18 protein-coding genes and 1 tRNA gene are annotated in these 20699 nt (G+C 61.5%); 12 read left to right on the plus strand and 7 right to left on the minus strand.

What is annotated here, in order from left to right; genetic code table 11:
- Positions 1-123 precede the first annotated feature (123 nt).
- From ROSERS_RS09715 to ROSERS_RS09720, 3 genes are all read left to right on the plus strand, one after another.
- A complete protein-coding gene (locus ROSERS_RS09715; RefSeq protein WP_041333414.1) occupies positions 124-357 on the plus strand; it encodes a type II toxin-antitoxin system HicB family antitoxin in 234 nt (77 codons plus the stop codon).
- Positions 354-542, plus strand: a complete 189-nt coding sequence (locus ROSERS_RS27365; RefSeq protein WP_083763284.1) for a type II toxin-antitoxin system HicA family toxin — start codon at positions 354-356, stop codon at positions 540-542. The genes ROSERS_RS09715 and ROSERS_RS27365 overlap by 4 nt, the downstream gene beginning before the upstream one ends.
- A gap of 778 nt (positions 543-1320) precedes the next feature.
- Positions 1321-1968, plus strand: coding sequence for a ComF family protein (locus ROSERS_RS09720; protein ID WP_011956610.1), 648 nt, complete (start codon positions 1321-1323; stop codon positions 1966-1968).
- 8 nt (positions 1969-1976) lie between these two features.
- Here the strand turns inward: ROSERS_RS09720 and ROSERS_RS09725 are convergent, their stop codons facing one another.
- The 6 genes from ROSERS_RS09725 to ROSERS_RS09750 all read right to left on the minus strand — a co-directional run bounded on the left by ROSERS_RS09725 (position 1977) and on the right by ROSERS_RS09750 (position 8749).
- Positions 1977-3410 carry a CpaF family protein gene (locus ROSERS_RS09725; RefSeq protein WP_011956611.1) on the minus strand — a complete coding sequence of 478 codons (1434 nt, stop codon included), beginning with the start codon at positions 3408-3410 and terminating at the stop codon, positions 1977-1979.
- 16 nt (positions 3411-3426) lie between these two features.
- A complete protein-coding gene (locus ROSERS_RS09730) occupies positions 3427-4803 on the minus strand; it encodes an AAA family ATPase (RefSeq protein WP_011956612.1) in 1377 nt (458 codons plus the stop codon).
- Complete coding sequence (locus ROSERS_RS09735) at positions 4800-5492, minus strand: DUF6812 domain-containing protein (protein WP_011956613.1); 693 nt, start codon at positions 5490-5492, stop codon at positions 4800-4802. Before ROSERS_RS09735 ends, ROSERS_RS09730 begins: the two co-directional genes overlap by 4 nt.
- 146 nt (positions 5493-5638) lie before the next feature.
- Positions 5639-6496 carry a tetratricopeptide repeat protein gene (locus ROSERS_RS09740; RefSeq protein WP_011956614.1) on the minus strand — a complete coding sequence of 286 codons (858 nt, stop codon included), beginning with the start codon at positions 6494-6496 and terminating at the stop codon, positions 5639-5641.
- 7 nt (positions 6497-6503) lie between these two features.
- On the minus strand, positions 6504-7343 hold the full coding sequence (locus ROSERS_RS09745) for a CPBP family intramembrane glutamic endopeptidase (protein WP_011956615.1): 840 nt from the start codon (positions 7341-7343) through the stop codon (positions 6504-6506).
- Positions 7343-8749 carry a MiaB/RimO family radical SAM methylthiotransferase gene (locus tag ROSERS_RS09750; protein ID WP_232282846.1) on the minus strand — a complete coding sequence of 469 codons (1407 nt, stop codon included), beginning with the start codon at positions 8747-8749 and terminating at the stop codon, positions 7343-7345. Before ROSERS_RS09750 ends, ROSERS_RS09745 begins: the two co-directional genes overlap by 1 nt.
- Before the next feature lie 316 nt (positions 8750-9065).
- Between ROSERS_RS09750 and ROSERS_RS09755 the strand changes: the two genes are divergently transcribed.
- Genes ROSERS_RS09755 through vapC form a run of 3 tightly spaced genes read left to right on the plus strand, consistent with a single transcriptional unit; the run spans position 9066 to position 13993 of the window.
- Positions 9066-13334, plus strand: coding sequence for an Eco57I restriction-modification methylase domain-containing protein (locus ROSERS_RS09755; protein ID WP_011956617.1), 4269 nt, complete (start codon positions 9066-9068; stop codon positions 13332-13334).
- Between the two features lie 57 nt (positions 13335-13391).
- On the plus strand, positions 13392-13595 hold the full coding sequence (locus ROSERS_RS09760; protein ID WP_011956618.1) for a type II toxin-antitoxin system VapB family antitoxin: 204 nt from the start codon (positions 13392-13394) through the stop codon (positions 13593-13595).
- A 2-nt stretch (positions 13596-13597) separates the two neighbouring features.
- Positions 13598-13993 carry a type II toxin-antitoxin system VapC family toxin gene (gene vapC / locus ROSERS_RS09765; protein WP_011956619.1) on the plus strand — a complete coding sequence of 132 codons (396 nt, stop codon included), beginning with the start codon at positions 13598-13600 and terminating at the stop codon, positions 13991-13993.
- Between the two features lie 153 nt (positions 13994-14146).
- Here the strand turns inward: vapC and ROSERS_RS09770 are convergent.
- Positions 14147-14222, minus strand: a tRNA-Lys gene (locus ROSERS_RS09770).
- Positions 14223-14370: 148 nt separating this feature from the next.
- On the opposite strand from ROSERS_RS09770, the gene ROSERS_RS09775 reads away from it, so the two are divergent.
- Genes ROSERS_RS09775 through ROSERS_RS09800 form a run of 6 tightly spaced genes read left to right on the plus strand, consistent with a single transcriptional unit; the run spans position 14371 to position 20699 of the window.
- Positions 14371-14799 (plus strand): zinc-ribbon domain-containing protein, encoded by a 429-nt coding sequence (locus ROSERS_RS09775; RefSeq protein WP_011956620.1) that lies wholly within the window; start codon positions 14371-14373, stop codon positions 14797-14799.
- Between the two features lie 11 nt (positions 14800-14810).
- Positions 14811-16544, plus strand: coding sequence for a hypothetical protein (locus ROSERS_RS25980; protein ID WP_011956621.1), 1734 nt, complete (start codon positions 14811-14813; stop codon positions 16542-16544).
- Between the two features lie 46 nt (positions 16545-16590).
- Entirely contained in the window at positions 16591-16791 is a 201-nt protein-coding gene (locus ROSERS_RS09785; protein WP_011956622.1) for a hypothetical protein, read from the plus strand.
- A 13-nt stretch (positions 16792-16804) separates the two neighbouring features.
- Positions 16805-17809: an AAA family ATPase gene (locus ROSERS_RS09790; RefSeq protein ID WP_011956623.1), complete on the plus strand. Its 1005-nt coding sequence runs from the start codon at positions 16805-16807 to the stop codon at positions 17807-17809.
- Between the two features lie 49 nt (positions 17810-17858).
- On the plus strand, positions 17859-18749 hold the full coding sequence (locus tag ROSERS_RS09795) for a DUF58 domain-containing protein (RefSeq protein ID WP_041333417.1): 891 nt from the start codon (positions 17859-17861) through the stop codon (positions 18747-18749).
- Positions 18750-18764: 15 nt separating this feature from the next.
- Positions 18765-20699, plus strand: coding sequence for a vWA domain-containing protein (locus tag ROSERS_RS09800; RefSeq protein ID WP_011956625.1), 1935 nt, complete (start codon positions 18765-18767; stop codon positions 20697-20699).

Genomic DNA, 20699 nt, shown 5'->3' on the forward strand with positions numbered 1-20699 from the left:
GTTGGGCAGCGCTCAGGAGAACGTCCTGAGATGTTTTCCCCCAACTCAAGTACTCCGTCATGGACGAAAAGCGCTGCAATTGCGTCCGGGTATTCATCAATATTCTGTAGTGGGTGGTACGAAATGACGATCTATAGCTTTACCGTTGTGATTGAACCTGATGAGCAAGGCTTCCACGCCTACGTCCCTGCTCTGCCCGGTTGCCACACGTTTGCCGATACCGTAGATGAAGCTCGTACGAACATCCTGGAAGCACTTGAACTCCATCTGCATAGTATGCTTGAGGATGGTGAACCTGTCCCGGTGGAACGCGAGCCGGTGTTCATTACCCGTCTCTCCGTGCCGGTAGCCGTATGAGTGAGAAGCTTCCTCGCATAGATTGCCAGGAGTTGATTCGGGCACTGGAGCGCGCTGGTTTCGTGAAGAAACGGCAAAAGGGCAGTCACCTGCATATGTGGCGAGAGGCGGATAAGAAACGCATGATTTCCCGTTCACCAGGGGAAGATCGTACCGCCGGGGTCGCTGCGCGCTATTCTTCGTGATGTTGCCATCAGCATTGAAGAGTTCCGTAAGTCGCTCTGGCAGGCGCTGCCTGATCCGCCGATAGTGTCTGTTAAGCAGTTCTCACAAAGGTTGAACCTGTTGGACAGGGTTGAACACTGCTGGAGCGACCGCAATCACCAGCGCGCTCCCCACGCAGTGGCCGAAAAAATTTCGGTCTACACTCCGCTGGACGCGGGCATCTTGTGCGACATGGCAGACCCGGACAGGGGTCAACGTATCTGAGAAATGCTATAATCTGGTGTATGCGCCTCGTGCCGTCGGGCTAATGAAAATTCAAGGAATATAAACCGTTACGCGCCCCTTGCCGTGGGGCTGATGGAGATTGAGCATATAATCCGGTATGCCGCACGAGCCATCGGGCTGATGGAGATTGAAAATTAAATCCGCTATACTGCGCTAGCCGTGGGGCTGAAGCCCTCGGCTAACCAGGGCAAAGCCCGCCTGCGCGGGCTATACCGGATTATTTATTCAAAGACCATAAGCCCTCGGCTATGGAATGCGAAGCCCGCCTGCGTAACACGAACTCTATCGGAGACCCCCATCGGCTATCGGCTATCAGCTATCGGCTATCGGCTATCATTCCCCAACAATTATCATTTCGTTCTCCATCTCTACCACAGATTCGGCATCGCCCCAGGAGTCCGGTACCTCACCGGGAAGAGGTAGAGCGTCGGATGCTGACGAGACCAACGGGTGATGGCGTTGTCCGGCGCGGGGGTGTATCGTTCTGGCGATATGCTCTGCGCAGGGAACGCTATGATGCTGTTCAGATGGATCGATCACCTTCTTAGCCTGCTTCTGCCGGATCGCTGCGTCGGATGTGGTCAATTGGGGGCGCTGCTGTGCGATGCGTGCCGTCGTCGCCTGGTGGCGTATGATGGCGATCTGCCGCGGGTTGCCGATCAGTTGACCGGGGTGCAGGTGGCGTATGTGTTCGATGGTGCGCTTCGTCAGGCGGTGCACCAGCTCAAATACCGCAGCCGGCAACGTATGGCGCGTCCGCTCGGCGCACTGCTGGCAGACCATCTGCGCGCGCATCCGCTCCCCTGTGATGCACTCATCCCTGTGCCGCTCCACCCGCACCGTCTGGCGGAACGTGGGTTCAATCAGGCGGAACTGCTGGCGCGTGAAGTCGCCGGGGTGACAGGTCTGCCGGTCATTGTGGGACCGCTGGTGCGGATCAGAGCGACCAGGCAGCAGGCGCTGCTCGACACGCCCGGTCGTATCGAGAATGTCGCCGGTGCATTCGTGTGGCAAGGTCCGCCGCCGCCAGCGCGCGTCGTGCTGGTTGACGACGTGCTCACCACCGGAGCGACGGTCAATGCCTGTGCGCAGGCGCTGCGTGCAGGCGGCGCGCGCGACGTGTATGCGCTGGCGCTGGCGCGGAGCCGCCGCAGCACATAGCGCCGTCGTTACCACGGACGCTTCTGGCCAGGAACAGTAGCGCCGAAGATCGAAGGCGGCAGTTTGAAACCATGCGCTTCGAGTCGCGGCGTAAAGCGCGGGCGTGTGCCGGTGGGACGCAGTTCGCTGATGATCTTGCCTTCAGGCGTCTTGCCGAGAATCTGGAGGACGAAAATATCCTGCAACACCACCACATCGCCTTCCATGCCCTGCACCTCGGTGATGTAGGCGATTTTACGGCTTCCATCTTCCAGGCGAGTCTGCTGCACGATCAGGTCGATTGCGGAAGCGATCTGCTCACGGATGACCCGCAGCGGTATGTCCATCCCCGCCATCATCGCCATCGTCTCCATACGGGCGATTGCGTCGCGCGGCGAGTTGGCGTGCAGGGTCGAGAGCGAACCGTCGTGACCGGTGTTCATTGCCTGGAGCATCGCCATGGTTTCGCCGCCGCGGCACTCGCCGATAACGATCCGTTCCGGGCGCATACGCAACGAGTTGATCACCAGGTCATTGATCGTCACGCGCCCGGTGCCATCGATCTCCGGCGGTTTCGACTCGAGCCGCACCACATGTTCCTGCGCCAGTTTCAATTCTGCGCTGTCTTCGATCGTGACAATGCGCTCGTCGGGTGGGATGAAGTTCGACAGAACATTGAGCAACGTCGTTTTACCGGAGCCGGTGCCTCCGGCGACGATAATGTTCAGGCGGCTGACGACGCACGCGCGCAGGAACTCCGCCATTTCGGGCGTCATCGAGCCGAAGCGGATCAGGTCCTCGACCGTCAGTTTCTTCTTGGCGAACTTGCGGATGGTGATCGACGGACCATCGATGGCGCACGGCGGAATGATCGCATTGACGCGCGAACCATCGGGGAGGCGCGCGTCCACCATCGGCCACTTGCGGTCGATGCGTCGCCCCAACGGGCGAATAATGCGGTCGATGACTTTCAACACATGCTCATCGTTGGCGAATCGCACCGACGTCAGGGTCAGTTTGCCCTTCTGTTCGACATACACCGAACGCGGTCCGTTCACCATCACCTCAGAGATGCTGTCGTCGCGGAGCAGCGGCTCGATAGGTCCGAACCCGAACAACTCGTCCATCACCATATCGTAGAGTTGCCTGGTTTGCTCATCGGTCAGGTTCACGCCGCTCTGCCGGTACGCCAGAGTGAATTTTTCCTGGAGTTGCCGCTCCATTTCGGGGGAGCGCTTGAGTTCCTGCTGATTGCCGAGCGAACTCAGAATGCGATCAACAATCCAGAGCGACAGTTCCAGCATCCGCTGCTGCGACACGTCACCGCCGGACGAGGTCACTGTCGCACGCGGCGTCGCTGCGTTGTCCGGCGCGCTCGCTGGCGCACCTGTCGGCGCGCTTACGGCGGTGGAAGGCTCGGTTGATTGCGGTTGGGAACCGCCAATTCGTTTCAGTAACGACATGGTTGATGCTCCGACGCTATGAGAGTTTCACAAAGTACGCATCATAGGCGCGATCAAGCAATTCGCGCGACATCGACGGCGGTATGCCGCGGTATTTCGCTTCGTCCAGGATCTGGTCGCACAGGTCGCGCGGGTGGCACGATCGCAGGTCGCGCCCGTCGCGCTTGTAGCGTTCCAGGATGAGATAGCGCAAGCCTTCGTCGCTGTAGGGAATATTCTTCGCTTTCGCCACGCGCTGAAAGATGGCGCGAAACTCTTCCGGCGACGGGTTCGGCACTTCGATCTTGTGGCGGATGCGCCGCAGGAAAGCGTCATCGACCAGGTCCTGCGGCGAAAGGTTGGTCGAGAAGACGATCAGCACATCGAACGGCACCTGGATTTTCTTGCCGGTCTGAAGGGCGAGAAAATCGACTTTCTTTTCCAGCGGCACGATCCAGCGGTTGAGCAGGTCTTGCGGGCGGCATTTCTGGCGACCAAAGTCGTCGATCAGGAACAACCCGCCGTTGGCTTTCATCTGGTACGGCGCTTCATACACTTTTGCGATAGGATCGAAGATCAGTTCGAGCTGTTCCAGGATCAACTCGCCGCCGACCATTACCCGCGGTCGTTTACAGACCAGCCAGCGCCGGTCGGGGAGGGGCGAATCGACCACCGGACGCCCCTCGAAGTTGACAGCCGGTTCGCGGGCGGCGGCGGTTGCCGGTTGCTCGATCAGTTGATGATTGAGCGGATCGAACACCTTGATGATCTGCCCATCGACCTCGACCGCATATGGGATCAGGACGTGACCGCCAAGCATGTTGGCGATCCCTTCGGCTATCGTCGTTTTGCCGTTGCCGGGAGGACCGTAGAGGAACAGCGAACGGGCTGAGTTTGCCGCCGGACCGATGCGGTCGAGCATGCGGTCGCTGACGACGAGATGGGCAAACGCCTGGCGCACGGTTTTGGCGTCCACCACCATATCGCCGACCGACTGGCGATGCACCATGGCGATATACTGATCAAGCGGCACGGGGGCAGGTCCGGCGTACTGGGATCGATCCAGCACTTCGTGGACTTTCAGGCGCCCTTTGGTGGCGATGACATACTGGAAGGAGCGTTCGTTGAACCCGCCCTGCGCACCGACAATATCGACATACTCTTCGAGTTTGAGGAACTCCAGCACCTTGTCGAGCACGCCGAAGAACGGCAGTTTGGTCACCTCGGCAATCTGCTGCCCGGTGATATTGCCGTGGAAGTAGACCACCTTCAGCACCAGGTCGTTCAGAAACCCCATGCTGAGACCGGTTTCCTCGATTGACGCAGGTTCAGGCGGGACAGAGACGCTGCCGGATGCGCCGGAAGGTGAGGCAGCCTGCTGCTTGCCGGCGAATTGCTGCGAAAAGAAACTCATCCCTCTCCCTCCGTCGAGCGAATGGGCAGCCACGGAACATTGCTGGCGCCGGTGACGGCATCGATCGGCGCGACAATGTCGATCGCGTGGCGACCAATGAGCAGGAAACTGGCATGGTACAGCAGCATATTGTCGCTGACGCGGAAGACACGCACATCGGTCATTGGCAGATAGCGCGCCTGCTCGTCGTTCAATTCGTCTTTCAGGCGCCGGTCTGGACGGACGTACAGGTACCCCAGCACTGCCAGGTCGCCGCCGCGCACTGCGCAAAGCACGGCATCCTTCGGGGTGCGCACAGTGAAATACTTCCCGCGTTCGTTGATGTGGACGCCGAGATCGTCATCTTCACGGATCAACGGCGTGGGTTCGGCGGACGGTGCATTCCACGGAACGTCGCGGATGGTTGCCAGGGCGTCGAGTTCGCTGATCAGCAGAATCTCGCGGTACGCTGCCAGAATGAACGATGACTGAAACTGAAAACGTTCATCGTCGGCGTCGTACACGCGCACGTCGGTGATGGGGAGGAAGGACGATGGATCGTTGTTCAGTTCATCGGTGAGACGATTGCCAGGACGCACATAGACCGAGCCGACGATAATTTTGCCGGCAGTGCGCACGAAAGCGGTAACGGCGTCCTTCGTGATTCGCGGCGTAAAGAATTTGCCTTTTTCGTCGATTCGCGCTTCCATAACGCTTCCTCTCCATCAGGCGACAGGCGAGAGGCATGGCAACAAAGAAAGAACTGGATGGCGCGACGCACATCCAGTTCCAGTATAGATGAGGAGCAACGCAGAAGCAATAGTACGGCAGCGCTACATGGGCATAGGCATATGGTTCATTCTTCGATCAGATCGTCCTCGTCGCCGATGTCTGGCTCGATCTCTTCCAGACCGAGCTCCTCCTCTTCGCCGCCAAAGACCTCTTCTTCCACCTCTTCGCGCACCTCGACGCCCTCTTCTTCCTCAAGCAACTCCTCACCAAATTCGTCGAACTGTGCACCGCTGATGAACCCGCCACGCAGGGCGCTTTCGCTCAGTTTGCCGGGGAAGGAGACCCGACCGCGCTGTGATGGCGACTGATAGATCTCACGGATGATAATCCGTACCTGCCGCCCGTCGATGTGGGCGACAGCAGCGATGTAGCGGTTGCCGCCCGCCATCAGTTCATTCAGGCGTTGCGCCAGTTTTGGCTCGATGCGTCCGATCAGCGCGCCCGACATATCGTAGACCGCCACACCCCGCCCTTCAGGACGCAGTTCGACTTTCTCGCCCGTGACAACCGCCGCGAGCGCCGGTCCGCGCTGGACGTCGATCAGCGATGTGAGCGCGGTTTTGCCGACTTCGGTGATGAACAACCGCAGATCAACGAGTTGTCGCCCGGCTTTCAGCCCGCCGGAAAGGGATGCCGAACGCGCCAGCAGTTCTTCGATGCGCTCGAGATTTCTGCGCGCAATGCGGTTGTTCGGAGTGAGCCGCAGCGCATTGCGGTAGGCGTCGCGCGCTTCCGCCAGACGCCCCAACTCGAAGTATGCCTTGCCGAGCCGATTGTACGTTTCGGTCGTTTCGGCGAGGCTGATCAACTTCTGGTTGACCTGTACCGCTTCTTCCCAGCGGTTGTTGACCGCCAGTTCAACTGCCTGGTTCTGCAACCGGCGTTGCAAGCGAAATTTTTCGTCCTGCTTTGTCAATGTCATCTCCTTGTCACACCTGCGGGCATACGCCCGGATTGTTGATGCATGTCAGTAATGCCGCAAATGCGATACTGTTATTCAGCGCGTGCGCGACGATGCCGGGAAGCAAACTGCCGCTGCGATCAAATCCCCAGGCGAACACCAGACCGATCAGGAACGACGGAACGAGCAGCGCAATCACCCCTTCGCTGGCTGCCAGCGAGTGCGCCAGGGCGAATACCAGTGCGCTGACGCCGTAGGCGATGACGATGCCTGCACGTGAGTCACCTGCAAGCCGGCGGAGGGAGCCGAAGAGGTAGCCGCGGAACAACACTTCTTCACCGATCGGCGCCAGGATTGCCGCCCCGACAAAAAACAATGCCTGCCCCAGATAATCGCCGGGAAACAACGGATAGAGCGCCGCCTGGTTCTGACGAATGCCAGCACTGACGAAGATCATGCCGACAATGCCATTCACGAAGAGCGCCAGCACTCCCAACCCGACGCCGAACAGCGCCAGACGCAGCGGTTGCGGCGCGCTGAACCCCAGCACCGCGAGCGGTTCGCGCCGCAGCGCCCGCACTCGTATGACCGCGACGCCAATGAAGACGAGATTTTGCAGCAGGAGCAGCGTCAGCATCCCATCGACGCCGATCAGCCGCGTGATCTCCTGCGGATTCAGTTGACCGAGGGCATTGACATCAAGACCGGTCTGCGCGGCGCGCAATCCGATCATCACGCCGACCACTGCAACGCTGAGGATCAGCGCCATGCCGATTGCGATCAGCAGGTCTGCAACCAGGGCGCCAATCGCGGCGCGTGGTGCACCAGGAAGCGGAAGACGCGGCGCCGGCGGATGCAGGGTTTCCATCAGACTGCCGCTCCATTCGCCGCAGCAACGGCATGCAGCGCGCCGTTGACGCGCGCAAACGTCTCATCTGACCGCGCCAGCACACCCTGGAGCGACCAGGGACCGGTGTGGGTGATGATCACCCGTGCCAGGCGTCCTGTCCAGTCGTCCGGGTCGCTGAAGAACACCAGTTTGTTGCCGGGTGTGCGCCCGCGCCACTTGCCCTTGTGTTCGCCTTCGACCAGCACCTCGACGGTCTGATGCAGGAAGCGCGCATTGCGTTCGGCAGCGATCTGTTCCTGGAGACGCTCAAGTTCGATGCGCCGCAGTTGTTTCTCACCTTCGGGAACCGCCAGCGTCGGGTCGAGTTCCATGTCGGCAGCGCGTGTGCCGGGGCGCGACGAGAATGCCGCAATGTGCACCTTGTCGAAGCGGATGTCTTCCAGCAGGCGCTTCGTCCCCTCGAAACGTTCGCGCGTCTCACCGGGATGCCCGACGATCACATCGGTGGTCAGCGACACATCGGGGATGGCATCGCGGATTTTTGCAATCAGGTCGCGGTAGCGTTGCACCGTGTACCCGCGGCGCATGATCTTGAGCAGCGCATCATCGCCTGCCTGCACCGGCAGGTTGATGTCCGGCATGCAGCGCGGCAGTTCCGCCACTGCCGCAATCAGGCGGTCGGTCATCCACGCCGGGTGCGAGGTCAGAAAGCGCAGTCGCAGCAAACCGGGGATGTCGTGAACGGCGCGCAACAGATCCGCCAGATCGGGGCGCCCCGGAAGATCGTGCCCCCACGAGTCGACGATCTGCCCCAGCAATGTGATCTCTTTTGCGCCACGCGCCACAATCCGGCGGCACTCCTCGACGATCTCGTCGAGCGGACGGCTGCGCTCGCGCCCACGGCGCAGCGGGATGACGCAGAATGAGCACGACATGTTGCAGCCGTACTGGATCGGCACATGCACCGATACCGGCGGATGATCCCAGCGCGCCACCGGCAGCGCCGGCTCTTCAAGCTGGTAGATCGGGTTCGGCGCCAGCGCCAGCACTTCGTCGACAGCCGATGGCGACACAAAATGGTCGACCATGGGCAGGCGGCTCTGGAAGATCGATTGATTGCCAGGACCGACCATGCACCCCCAGAGCACCACTTTTGTGTCCGGGTGCTTGCGTTTGAGGCGTTGCACCTCGCTCAGTTTGCCCAGGATGCGCTCTTCCGCCGAGGCGCGCACGCTGCATGAGTTGAGCACAATGAAACTCGCGTCTTCAGGACGTTCGGCAGGCGCGTAGCCGACACCCTGCAGCGCGGCTTCGAGCCGTTCCGAGTCCGAAACGTTCATCTGGCAGCCGACCGTCCAGACATAATAGCGGCGTTCGCGCGGCGTGGCGTCGCGTGATTGCGTCGCGCGCGCTTCTTCTGGCATATGCAGGTGAACGACTTCCGTCATTGGCGCCTCTGACCTGTGTTCTCTCCGGTTCGTCGCGTCCAGTGCATTTCGACGGTTTCTCCAGTACGGAGTGTCATTATAGCGAAGATTCGGATCAGGGGCAAGAAACGTTTGATAAGCGTCCGTTGACAAAACGGATCGGCGTGCTTTAGGATGATGGGCGCGCAACATGTGGACGCAAATCTGTGCGTCCGGGCAGGACGGTTCGGCAGGCGGATCCGCCGCTCCCCGACCGGCGATCAGCGGTTGCGCCGTTTCTGACGATGCCGGATGGACGTTTCGTACACCGACTATGGCGATACCATCTTCGATCTATCCGTCGTTACGTCTTGAGGGCGGGTTGTTCAGTCCCGACCTGATCGAGGCGCTGACCACCGCCGATCTGCCGGGGCAGAAGCCGCCGGATTTTCGTCTTCCGCCCGGTCGCAGCCTGACCGGTGAAATCGCTGCGGCGTTCAACGACGCCCGCGCGCTCTGGCAGGTGTTTCAGAACCGTCTGGAGCGTCTTCCCGCCGATGATCCGGCGACCTCTGCGACCCGTGAGTTCTGGGTGATCCCGTTTCTGCGGCTGCTCGGCTATGATCTGCGCTTCAATTCGCGCGCGCTGGAGGTGGACGGCGCGCCGTTCCCCATTTCTCATGCGCTCGGCGCCGATCAGTCGCAGGATCATGCTGGCGCAGAAGCGCCTGTTCCGGTTCACATTGTCGGTTGTCGCCAGGAGTTGGGGCGCGTCGCTCCTGCCGCGCGCCCGCGCCTGTCGCCGCACGCCCTGGTTCAGGAGTACCTCAATCGCTCTGAGGCGCTGTGGGGAATCGTCACCAACGGGCGCACGCTGCGCCTGCTGCGCAATTCGACGTTTGTGCGCCGCCAGGCGTATGTCGAGTTTGATCTGGCGGCGATCTTCGCCGATGAGGGGCGGTTTGCCGATTTTGTGCTGCTCTACCGCCTGCTGCACCGCACCCGCCTGCCGTCTGACGGGCGCGCTCCCGCCGATTGCCTGCTGGAGACCTACTATCAGCAGGCAGTCGAGCAGGGCGGGCGGGTGCGCGAGCGCCTGCGCGATGGGGTGGAACAGGCGATTGTGATCCTGGCGAATGGCTTTTTGCGCCATCCCGCTTCGGTTGCGCTGCGCGCGACGCTCCAGACCTGGCGCGGCGAGGGGGCGACCGCTTCCTCTTCTCCGTCGGAAGCGGTTCACGCTGAGCATGTTCAGCGCCAGGGCGAGGGTGCGGATGCGCTCTACCACCAGTTGTTGCGCCTGGTCTATCGCCTGCTCTTCCTGCTGACGGCGGAAGAGCGCGGATTGATGGGCGGCGACCCGCTCTACCGCGATCACTACGGCGTGGGTCGCCTGCGCCGCCTGTGTACGCGCCGCACTGCCTACACCGATCACGACGACCTGTGGCTGTCGTTGCGCGCGCTGTGGCTGGTGCTGACCGATGAGCGCATGGCGCGCCTGCTGGATGCGCCGCCGCTCAATGGCGAACTCTTTGCCCATCAGGAATTGGACGACGCCAGCATCGCCAACCGCGACCTGCTGCGCGCCTTCTGGCATCTGGCGTTCTACCGCGAGGGGGATGCGCCGCCGCGCCGCGTCAACTACGCCGCGCTGGATACGGAGGAACTCGGTTCGGTGTACGAGAGCCTGCTCGATTACCACCCCGCCATCACCTTCGATACGCGCGGTCGCCCGACCTTTGTGTTGACCTTCGGCTCGGAACGGAAAGCGACCGGCTCGTACTACACGCCGCCGTCACTGGTGAACGAACTGGTGCAGAGCGCGCTGGCGCCGGTGTTGGAGGAACGGTTGCGCCCGTGTCGAACGGCGCGGGAAAAGGAAGCGGCGTTGCTCGCGCTCAACGTGCTCGATCCGGCATGCGGCAGCGGCCATTTTCTGCTCGCCGCCGCCCGTCGTCTGGGGAAGGAACTGGCGCGCATCCGCACCGGCGAAGACGAACCCGCCCCGGAGCGGGTGCGCGAGGCGATCCGCGACGTGGTTGCGCACTGCATCTACGGCGTAGACCGGAACCCGCTGGCGGTTGAACTGGCGCGGGTGGCGCTCTGGCTCGAATCGCACGCCGAAGGGAAGCCGCTCACCTTCCTCGACCATCGGATCAAATGCGGCGACTCGCTGGTGGGGGTTCTCGACCTGGAAGCGTTGCGCGAGGGGCTGCCTGATGACGCCTTTGCGCCGGTCGTCGGCGATGACCGCAAACTGGCGGCAAACCTCAAGCGCCGGAACCGCACCGAGCGGGAAGGGCAACTCACCCTCTTCGACGCGCCGATCGACCACGATCTGTCGCCGCTGGCAGAGACGGTGCGGCGCATCGAGACCATCCGCGACGACACCCCCGATCAGGTGCATCGCAAACGCGCAACCTACGAAGCGTGGCGCACCGACCCGCACCTGCGCCGGTTGAGCAACGCCTGCGATCTGTGGACGGCAGCGTTTTTTCAGGCGCTCGCGCCTCACCCCCGCCCGACTGCGCCGGACGCCCCCGCGTCGCCCGCGCAGAACCCGGAGCGGATCATCACCACCGATGCCATTCGCCGCGTGCTTGCCGGTCAACCGATCGCAGCGAACCTCCTGGGGGAAGCGCAGGCGCTCGCCGCCGAACATCGCTTCTTCCACTGGCCGCTGGAGTTCCCGGAGGTGTTTGCTTTTCACCCCCAGCCCCATCAAGGAGGAACGGCGAGCGGAGGCTTCGACGTTGTTCTGGGCAACCCGCCCTGGGAGCGCATCAAATTGCAGGAAGAAGAGTTCTTCGCCGTCCGCGACCCGCAGATTGCCCGCGCCGCCAACGCCGCTGCCCGCAAACGGCTGATCGCCGCCCTGCCGCAGACCAACCCCGCCCTGTGGGAAGCCTATCAGCGCGCCCTGCATGCCGCCGAAAGCGCCAGTCGCTTCCTGCGCGGCAGCGGACAATACCCCCTCACCGGGCGCGGCGACATCAACACCTACTCGGTCTTCGCCGAACGGGTGCGTAGCCTGCTCAACGTCCGGGGGCGGGCGGGCATCATCGTCCCCACCGGCATCGCCACCGACGCGACCAACCAGTTCTTCTTCGCCGATCTGGCAGACAAGGGGCAACTGGCAAGTCTGTTCGATTTTGAGAACCGCCAGCGACTCTTTCCGGCAGTGGATAGCCGCATGAAGTTCTGCCTCCTCACCCTGGCAGGATCGTGGCAACCGACGCCAGCCGGCGTGCGCGAAGCGGCGCCGATGGTCTTCGCCTTCTTTGCCACCCACGCCGATCACCTGCGCGACCCGCGCCGTGTTTTCACCCTCACAGCGGACGACATTGCCCGCATCAACCCCAACACCCGCACCCTGCCGGTCTTCCGCACCCGGCAAGATGCCGACCTGACTCGCGCCGTCTATCGGCGTGTGCCGGTGTTGGTTAACGAACACACGGGAGAAAACCCCTGGGGCGTGCGCTTCCTGCGCATGTTCGATATGTCCAACGACTCGCACCTCTTCCGCACACGGGCAGAATTGGAGCAGCAGGGGTATCGGTTGGTGGGGAATCGATTGATAAAGGATGGAAGTATCTACCTGCCGATGTATGAAGGAAGGCTGGGGTTTCAATTCAATCATCGGTATGCCACACAACCTTCGGGTAATCTACAAGTCGTATCCCTGTCTCAACTCCAGGAGGCTTGCTTTCTGGTAGAACCCCAATTCTTTGTAGATCAAAATGACTTCAAGACACGGATGGGTCGCTTACGTCTCTCTTGTGTAACAGGATTGCTGGGATACAGGCGTATTTCAAACAATACCAATGAGCGCACTGTCGTTGCGAGTATTATTCCCTGGGGTCCGGCATCGTATGGTTGGATACTCTCACTGGGTCCCGATGCCGCAGGTCTCTCTCTTCTGTGTGCTACCTATAATTCTCTGGTTTTTGATTACCTTTTGAGGCAGTCCCTCAGTCAACCCAGTATTCCGCAATCTACCTTTGAGCAGGTCGCCGCACTTCCCCCCACCGCCTACACCCCCGCCGATCTCGCCTTCATTGTGCCGCGGGTGCTGGAACTGACCTATACCGCCTGGGACCTCAAGCCCTTCGCCGACGATGTGTGGAACGAAGCCGATGACGAACTGCGGGCAGCCATCCATGCTGCGTGGGAAGCGAACCGTATTGCTGCTGGCGGGCATGAATGGCGCCTGCCATCCTGGATCAGCGCTTACCCGGAGATCGAAGCCAACCCGCAGAAGGGCATCCCCTTCCCGCCCTTCCGCTGGGACGAAGACCGCCGCGCGGTGCTGCGCGCCGAACTCGATGCGTACTACGCCCGGCTCTACGGTCTGACGCGCAAGCAACTGCGCTACATCCTCGACCCGGCGGATTTGACCGAACGCGAACTTGCCGACATCCTCGATCCGTGGGAAGAGGTGCGCGACCCGCTCGACCCGGCGGGGTATGCCGCCCGCGTCGCCGCCAGCACCTTCCCCGGCGAAACCTTTCGCGTGCTGAAGGAGAAGGAACTGCGTCAGTTCGGCGAATACCGCACGCGACGGCTGGTGCTGGAGGCGTGGGAGCAGCTGGAGCGGCGTTGAGTACGGGGGTGTATAATACACATAAAATCGAGTTTCTATACACAAGAGGAGTGTCCTATGCGTACCAATATTGTGCTGGATGATGAATTGATTCAGCGCGCGCTTCAGGTGACCGGTCTCAAGACCAAACGTGAAGTGATTCATGAAGCCTTGCGAACACTGATTCGCCTGCATGAGCAGGCTGAAATCCGTGCTTTGCGCGGTCAGCTCGAGTGGGAAGGGGATGTGCACCAGCAACGTTTATCGCGTCTGGAGAAGTGAGCATGTTGCTGGTGGACAGCACGATCTGGATTGATTACTTCAACGGCGTTGCCTCTTCCCAAACCGATTACCTGGATCGCATCCTGGATTTGAAGCTTATCCTGGTCGGTGACCTGATTCTGGCCGAAGTCTTGCAGGGTTTTCGCAATGATACCGACTTTGAGCGCGCCCGCCGTGCATTGGAGAAATTCCGCCAGGTGTCTATGGTCAATCCGTCACTGGCATTGAAGAGCGCCCGAAATTTTCGCCTGTTGCGACGCAAGGGCATCACTGTGCGCAAAACGATAGATAGTTTGATTGCAACCTGGTGCATTGAGAGTCGTGTACCTTTGCTGCACCACGACAGTGACTTTGACGGGTATGAAGCGCATCTGGGGTTGCGAGTAATTCGCCCCTGAGGCTGATCTTGTCTGGTAACGGATGGAAAATAGTACACGGATTGACACCGATGTGACGCGCAGATCATCGGTGTTCTATTTCAACAGGCAGCAGTACGTCGATCCGTCCGGCTGAAATGCAAAGGCGCTGAAGGGTAAGGGGATACAGGAAGGTGGTGGGCCTCCAGGGACTCGAACCCTGAACCAATTGATTAAGAGTCAACTGCTCTGCCAATTGAGCTAGAGGCCCACGCGAAATAATACCACAACACGGCGCATTCCGCAAGTGAATGCGATCCCCGCGCGCACGACCCTTTCATCCGATTATCACGGCAGCGCGCTGCGAAGTGTGCTATACTGCTTACGGCATCGATAAGCGGAACGAGGAGCATGATCGAATGGTGGAGCGCATTTGTCCGCAATGTGGTCACGGCAATCCGCTTGATCATCACTTCTGCGGGAAATGCGGCGCAGCGCTGGAGCGTCTGCTTCCGGCGCCGCTGTCGCCGCAGCCGCTGGCGCGCCTGAGCGCAGCGCTTCCGGCACGCTGGCGCGACGTCGGGCGGGCGGTGGCGATCAGTGCGGTGGCGCTGGCGGCAGAAGCTGGCATTGCCTGGCTGGCACGGCGGATCGAACAGCGCCAGGTGCCGGTGGTTTCCTCCACGCCGCTAGCGCGGATCGTCACTCCGGCTGCGCCGCTGTCAACGCCGCGTGAAGCGACGAATATCGTCACGATCATCAGTGAACGGGTGATCGAGTTCATCGACGACGGCAACGGAACGCGCCGCATCAGCGAGCGCACATTCTGGCGTCGTATCGAAGAGTAGGCGACCTCCTGATGTCAGCGCCTTCTGTGACAGTTGAACAACTCCAGCAACGGTTGCGCCCGATGGCGCTGCGGCTGCGGCTGCGGGATACGCTCTGGTTCGCCAGCAGCACGCTGTGGATCGCTGCGCTTCTGTCGCTGCTGATGCAGATCGCGGGGCGTCTGTGGCCCATCGCCGGGCTGATCTGGATCTCGCTGGCGCCGCTGACGCTGTGGGCGCTGGCGGTCGTCGGGCATCTGATCCTGCGTCCGCTGCCGCCGCTGCGGGTCGCGCAGCGAGTCGATGCGTTGCTCGATGCGCGCGAACGCCTGGCGACGGCGCTCGAACTCGGTCGGCGCGCCGAGCGCACGCCGCTGGTCGAGTTGCAGCAGCGCGATGCGTATGCCTTCGCCGCAACCCTCAATCCGCGCCTGGTGCCGATCCAGATCAATCGCCGACCGCTGATGGTTGCGCTTGTGCTGATTGTTGCCGCGTTTGCGCTCATCATGACGCCCAACCCGCAAAGCCGGGCGCTGGAGGAGCGCGCTGCCATTCGCGAGGCGACGCAACAGGCGGCGGCGCAGATCGCAGAGTTGCGCCAGGAACTGGCGCAGAACCAGATGCTTTCCCCCGAAGAGCGCGCTGCGCTGGATGCCGAACTGGCGGAGTTGCAGCGACGCCTGGAACAGAATCCCGGCAATCGTGAAGAAGCGCTCGCCGATCTCTCGACGGCGGAAGCGCGCCTCCAGCAGCGCCTCTCGTCCGACACCGAAGCGCAACGCGCAGCCCTGGAGCAACTTGCTCGCAATCTTCAGGCGCTGGAAAATCAACAGCAGAGCGGACGCCCGACGCTGGATCAGGCGGAGAATGCGCTGCAACAACTGGCGCAGCAGATCGAGAACATGACTGCTGAAGAACGCGCGCAACTGGCGCAACAACTGCGCCAGGAAGCGCAGCAGTTGCAGCAGAGCGCGCCGCAAACCGCTCAGGCGTTGCAACAGGCGGCGGATGCCTTGCAGCAGAATGATGTCCAGCAGGCGCAACAGGCGCTCAACCAGGCGGCGCAAAGTGTGCAACAGGCGCAGCAGCAACAGGCGACACAACAGGCTGCGCAACAGGCGATTGCGCAGATCCAGGAAGAACGCCAGTCAATCGCCCAATCCGGGCAGCAGCAGGCGCAACAGGGACAGCAGCAGCAAGGGCAGCAGCAGGGGCAGCAGCAGCAAGGGCAGCAGCAGCAAGGGCAGCAGCAGGGGCAGCAGCAGCAGGGGCAGCAGCAGCAAGGGCAACAGGGGCAGCAGCAGGGGCAGCAGGGTCAACAGGGGCAGCAGGGCCAACAAGGGCAACAGCAGGGGCAGCAGGGCCAACAAGGGCAACAGCAGGGGCAGCAGGGGCAGCAGGGCCAACAAGGGCAACAGCAGGGGCAGCAGGGGCAGCAAGGACAACAGCAGTCAGAAAACGCGCAGAATCCGGCGACAGGCAGAGAGGCGGGCAGCGGCAGCAGCGACCTTGTCTATCAACCCTTCACGCCTGATGGGCAACCGCGCGATATTGAGCGCATTCAGGGACAGCAGGGCGAAGGGGGGCAGACGCAGATCCAGCAGGGGCAGATGGATGTGCCGGGTGGGGTCAGCCCGCTTCAGACGCCGTATCAGCAGGTGCTGCGCGATTATCAGCGGGCGGCTGGCGAAGCGCTCGATCAGAGCGCCATTCCGCCGCACTTGAAGGATTACGTGCGCGACTATTTCTCACGGCTTGAGCCGTGATCCGGTTTCCCTGGCTCCACGTTCGAGTTAGGAGGTTCAGATTCCTATGATGTGGTTCTTGCTCGCCGTGCTTGCGTTGATTGTCATCCTTGGAAGCGCGGCAATCATCGTCGGTGGACGATTTATGAAACCCTCTGCCAGCATCGTGGCGTTTGTCTTTGCAATCACGGCAGTATCGTGGGTGACACTGATTGTCGTTTCGATCAGTCTGGTGGTGCGGAGTTTCGCAACCACCGTAAGTCTCTGAGAAAGATGGACGTATGACAGCAGCCGAAGAGAAGATGCAGGATGTGTTGTCGCCTGAAGAGTTCCGCCAGCGCGCGCTGGCGATTGAAACCGAAATTGCGCAGGTGATTGTCGGTCAGCGCGAACTGATCCGGCAGACGGTCATCACCCTGCTGGCGGGGGGCAACGCGCTCCTCGAAGGGGTGCCGGGGCTGGCAAAAACCACCCTGGTGCGCACGCTCGCCGATGTGATCGACTGCTCCTTCAGTCGTATCCAGTTTACTCCCGACCTCATGCCGGCGGATATTGTCGGTACGACACTCATCAGTGAAGATGGATCGGGGCATAAGACATTTCGGTTCGAGCCGGGTCCGATCTTTGCCAATCTCATCCTGGCGGATGAGATCAATCGCGCAACGCCGAAAACCCAGAGCGCTTTGCTGGAAGCGATGCAGGAACATACGGTGACGGTCGCCAAAACCATCCATCGTCTCGAAAGTCCGTTCTTCGTTCTGGCGACGCAGAACCCGCTCGAAATGGAAGGCACCTATCCGTTGCCTGAAGCGCAACTTGATCGCTTTTTCTTCAAGATTCTGATCCCATTCCCCACTGCGGCGGACCTGGTTGAAATCGCCAACCGCACAACCAGCGCGCGTATGCCGCAGGTGCGCAAGGTGGCCAATGCGGCGACAATCCTGGCGATGCAGCGTTTGGCGCGCTCGGTTCCTATCGCCAGTCATGTGCTGGCGTATGCGGCGCGCCTGATCACGGCCACGCATCCCGAAGATAAGGACGCGCCCGCCGTCACCAGACAGTATGTGCGGTACGGCGCCAGCCCGCGCGGTATGCAGGCGCTCATTCTGGCAGGCAAAATCATGGCGCTCCTCGATGGACGCTACAATGTCGCCTTCGCCGATCTGCGTCAGGCGGCGCTTCCCGCTCTCCGTCACCGCGTTATCCTGAATTTCGAGGCGCAGGCGGAAGGAGTCTCGCCTGATGATATCGTCAGGCAGGTGGTCGAATCCGTGCGCGCAGAGTGAGTTCAGACCATTCTGCTGGCGTCGGTCTTGTGTGTGTCATGGTGCATCGGTGACAACCTCCTCTGCACAACCGTTGTTCGATTCGGCGTTTCTGCGCAAACTGGATCGCCTGGCGCTGCTGACGCGTCGCGCAATGGTCGGCGACATCCAGGGGGAGCGGCGCAGTCCGCGACGCGGGTCGTCGGTCGAGTTCGCCGATTTTCGCCCCTATGTCCACGGCGATGATATTCGCCAGATCGACTGGAACCTGTATGCGCGGATGGAACGCTTCTTCCTCAAACTCTTCGTGGCGGAGGAAGAGTTGACGATCCATCTGCTGGTCGATAACAGTGCGTCGATGGATTGGGGCGACCCGCATAAATTGACCTATGCCCGCCGTCTGGCGGCGGCGTTTGGGTATGTTGCGCTTTCGACGCTTGATCGAGTGACGGTTACGGCGTTTGCAGCGGGCGCTGGCGCGCAACTCCGCGGTGTGCGCGGCAAAGCCGGGGCGCTGCCGTTGTTCGCGTTTCTTCAGCGCCTCCAACCTGGCGGCTCGGGAGACCTCGCCGCTGCCTGCAAACGCTATGTGCGCACCGCCATCAATCCGGGACCGCTGATCCTCTGTTCCGACCTGCTCGATCCGCACTGGGAGGAAGCGCTGCGCGCGCTGGGGTCGCGCCCGTTCGAGATAACCCTGATCCATATTCTGGCGCCGCAGGAATTGCGCCCGCAACTCGATGGCGATTTTCGTCTGCTGGACGCCGAGACCGGCGAGGCGGTCGAAATCACCGCCGATCTGGAAACGTTGCAGCGCTACCTTGAGCATCTCCGCGACTGGCAGGAGTCGATTGAGCGCTTCTGCCACGGACGTGGTATCACATATGTGCAAGTCGATACGGCGCAACCGGTCGAGGAGTTCATTCTGACGATGTTACGTCAGCGCGGCGTGTTTCGTTGATCGCGCAGGTGTCGTATGTCGCTGCTCGCACCGCTCGCCCTCCTCAGCGCCCTTATCGTGGGTCCACTGATTGTGGCGATGTATCTGTTGAAACTGCGTCGTGAGGAACGTCGCGTCTCTTCGACGTTCCTGTGGCGACGCATGGTGCGCGATGTCGAGGCGAATGCGCCCTGGCAGCGTCTGCGGCGCAACTGGTTGCTGCTCCTTCAGTTGCTGATCCTGATTCTGCTGGCGATTGCGCTGGCGCGCCCCTTCTTCCTGACGACCGGCATCAGCGGGCGGAACCTGATTATCATTCTTGATCGCTCGGCGAGCATGGCGGCGACCGATGTCGCTCCATCACGTCTGGAGGCGGCGCGTCGCCAGGCGCAGACGCTGGTTGAACAACTGCCCGAAGGCGGGCGCGCAACCATTATTGCGATTGGCGGGCAGATGGAGGTGGTCGCTGCATCCACCACCGATCGCCGCCAGATGAACGATGCGATTCGTTCGATCACCCCCAGTGTCGGCAGTCGCAGCGATCTCTCGCAGGCGCTGGCGCTTGCTGCTGCGTTGTCGGCGCGTGAACCCGATAGCGAGGTCGCCATCATTTCCGATGGGAATGTGCAGGTTCCAACCGATATCCTGGTTCCGGCGACCGTGCGCTACTTCCCCATCGGTCAACGCGGCGAAAATATGGCGATCAGCGCGATGACCCTGCAACCCGGACCTGCCGGTCAAACGCTGTTCGTCCAGGTGACCAGGTATGGTTCGGCGTCGGTCACGCGACGGCTTGATCTGTACCTCGATGGTTCGCTCTTCAATGCGTATGAACTGAACTTCACCGCTGACGATGCGCCGGGAGCCTCGCAGACCGTTATCGTCGATATTCCGGCTCAGGTGCGCGTCGCCGAAGCGCGTCTCAACGCTGCGCCGAATGAGGACTACCTTCCGACTGATGATCGCGCGTGGGCGGTGAGTCAGGCGGGCGCTGGCATGAATGTGCAAATCGTCGGTCCCGGCAACCGGTTTCTCACAACGGCGCTCGCGCTGCTGCCCGGCGTTACGGCGACCAGCGCAACAACAGCGTCAGGTGCGGTCGATCCGGCGCCACAGGTGACGATCTTCGATCGGGTCGTGCCGGAAACATTGCCGACCGGGAATCTGTTCTTTATTGCGCCGCCGCGTTCAACCGATCTCTTTTCGGTGACCGGCGTCGTCGAGTTTCCGCTGTTGCGTCCGGCGCCATCCGCAATTGAAGGACAGACGCCGCCGCTGTTGCGCAATATCAGTGTGAGTGACGTGAATGTCCTGCGTGCGATGCGGGTCGAGCCGGGGATATGGGCGCGTGTGCTGGTCGAGGGGGATGGCAGCCCGATGCTGCTGGCTGGAGAACGTGAAGGACGTCGGATCGTGGTGCTGGCATTTGCGCTCCAGGACTCCGATCTGCCGCTCCAGGTCGCATTTCCGCTGCTGGTCTCGAACATTATTGGCTATCTTGCGCCGGGCAGCGGTCTTGAAGCGTCGCAGATCACGCCGGGACAACCGCTGATCGTGGCGGTTGATCCCTCGGCGACTGCGGTGCGTGTGGTGCGACCGGACGGGCGCGTTGAGGCGGCGCAGGTTCAAGACGGGCAGGCGATCTATGCCAGCACCGGGATGATCGGACCCTACCTGGTTGAGCAGGTGCGCGGCGATCAGGTGATCGAACAGCGTCGCTTCGCCGTTAATCTGTTCGATCCAGACGAATCGAACATTGCACCGGCGAGCGAGTTGCGCGTGTCGCAGGTGAGCGGTTTGCAGCAGGCAGTCACCCGTGAACAGGTCGGGCGCCAGGAGATCTGGCGCTGGCTGGCTGCCGCAGCGTTGCTGGTCGTCGTGGTCGAATGGCTTGTGTACCAGCGGAACAGCCTGGCGTACCTGCGGCAGCGTTTCCGCCACATGCTTGCTGCGCGTCGCCAATCGGCGTAG

It is taken from the genome of Roseiflexus sp. RS-1, from assembly GCF_000016665.1.
Classification (GTDB): domain Bacteria; phylum Chloroflexota; class Chloroflexia; order Chloroflexales; family Roseiflexaceae; genus Roseiflexus.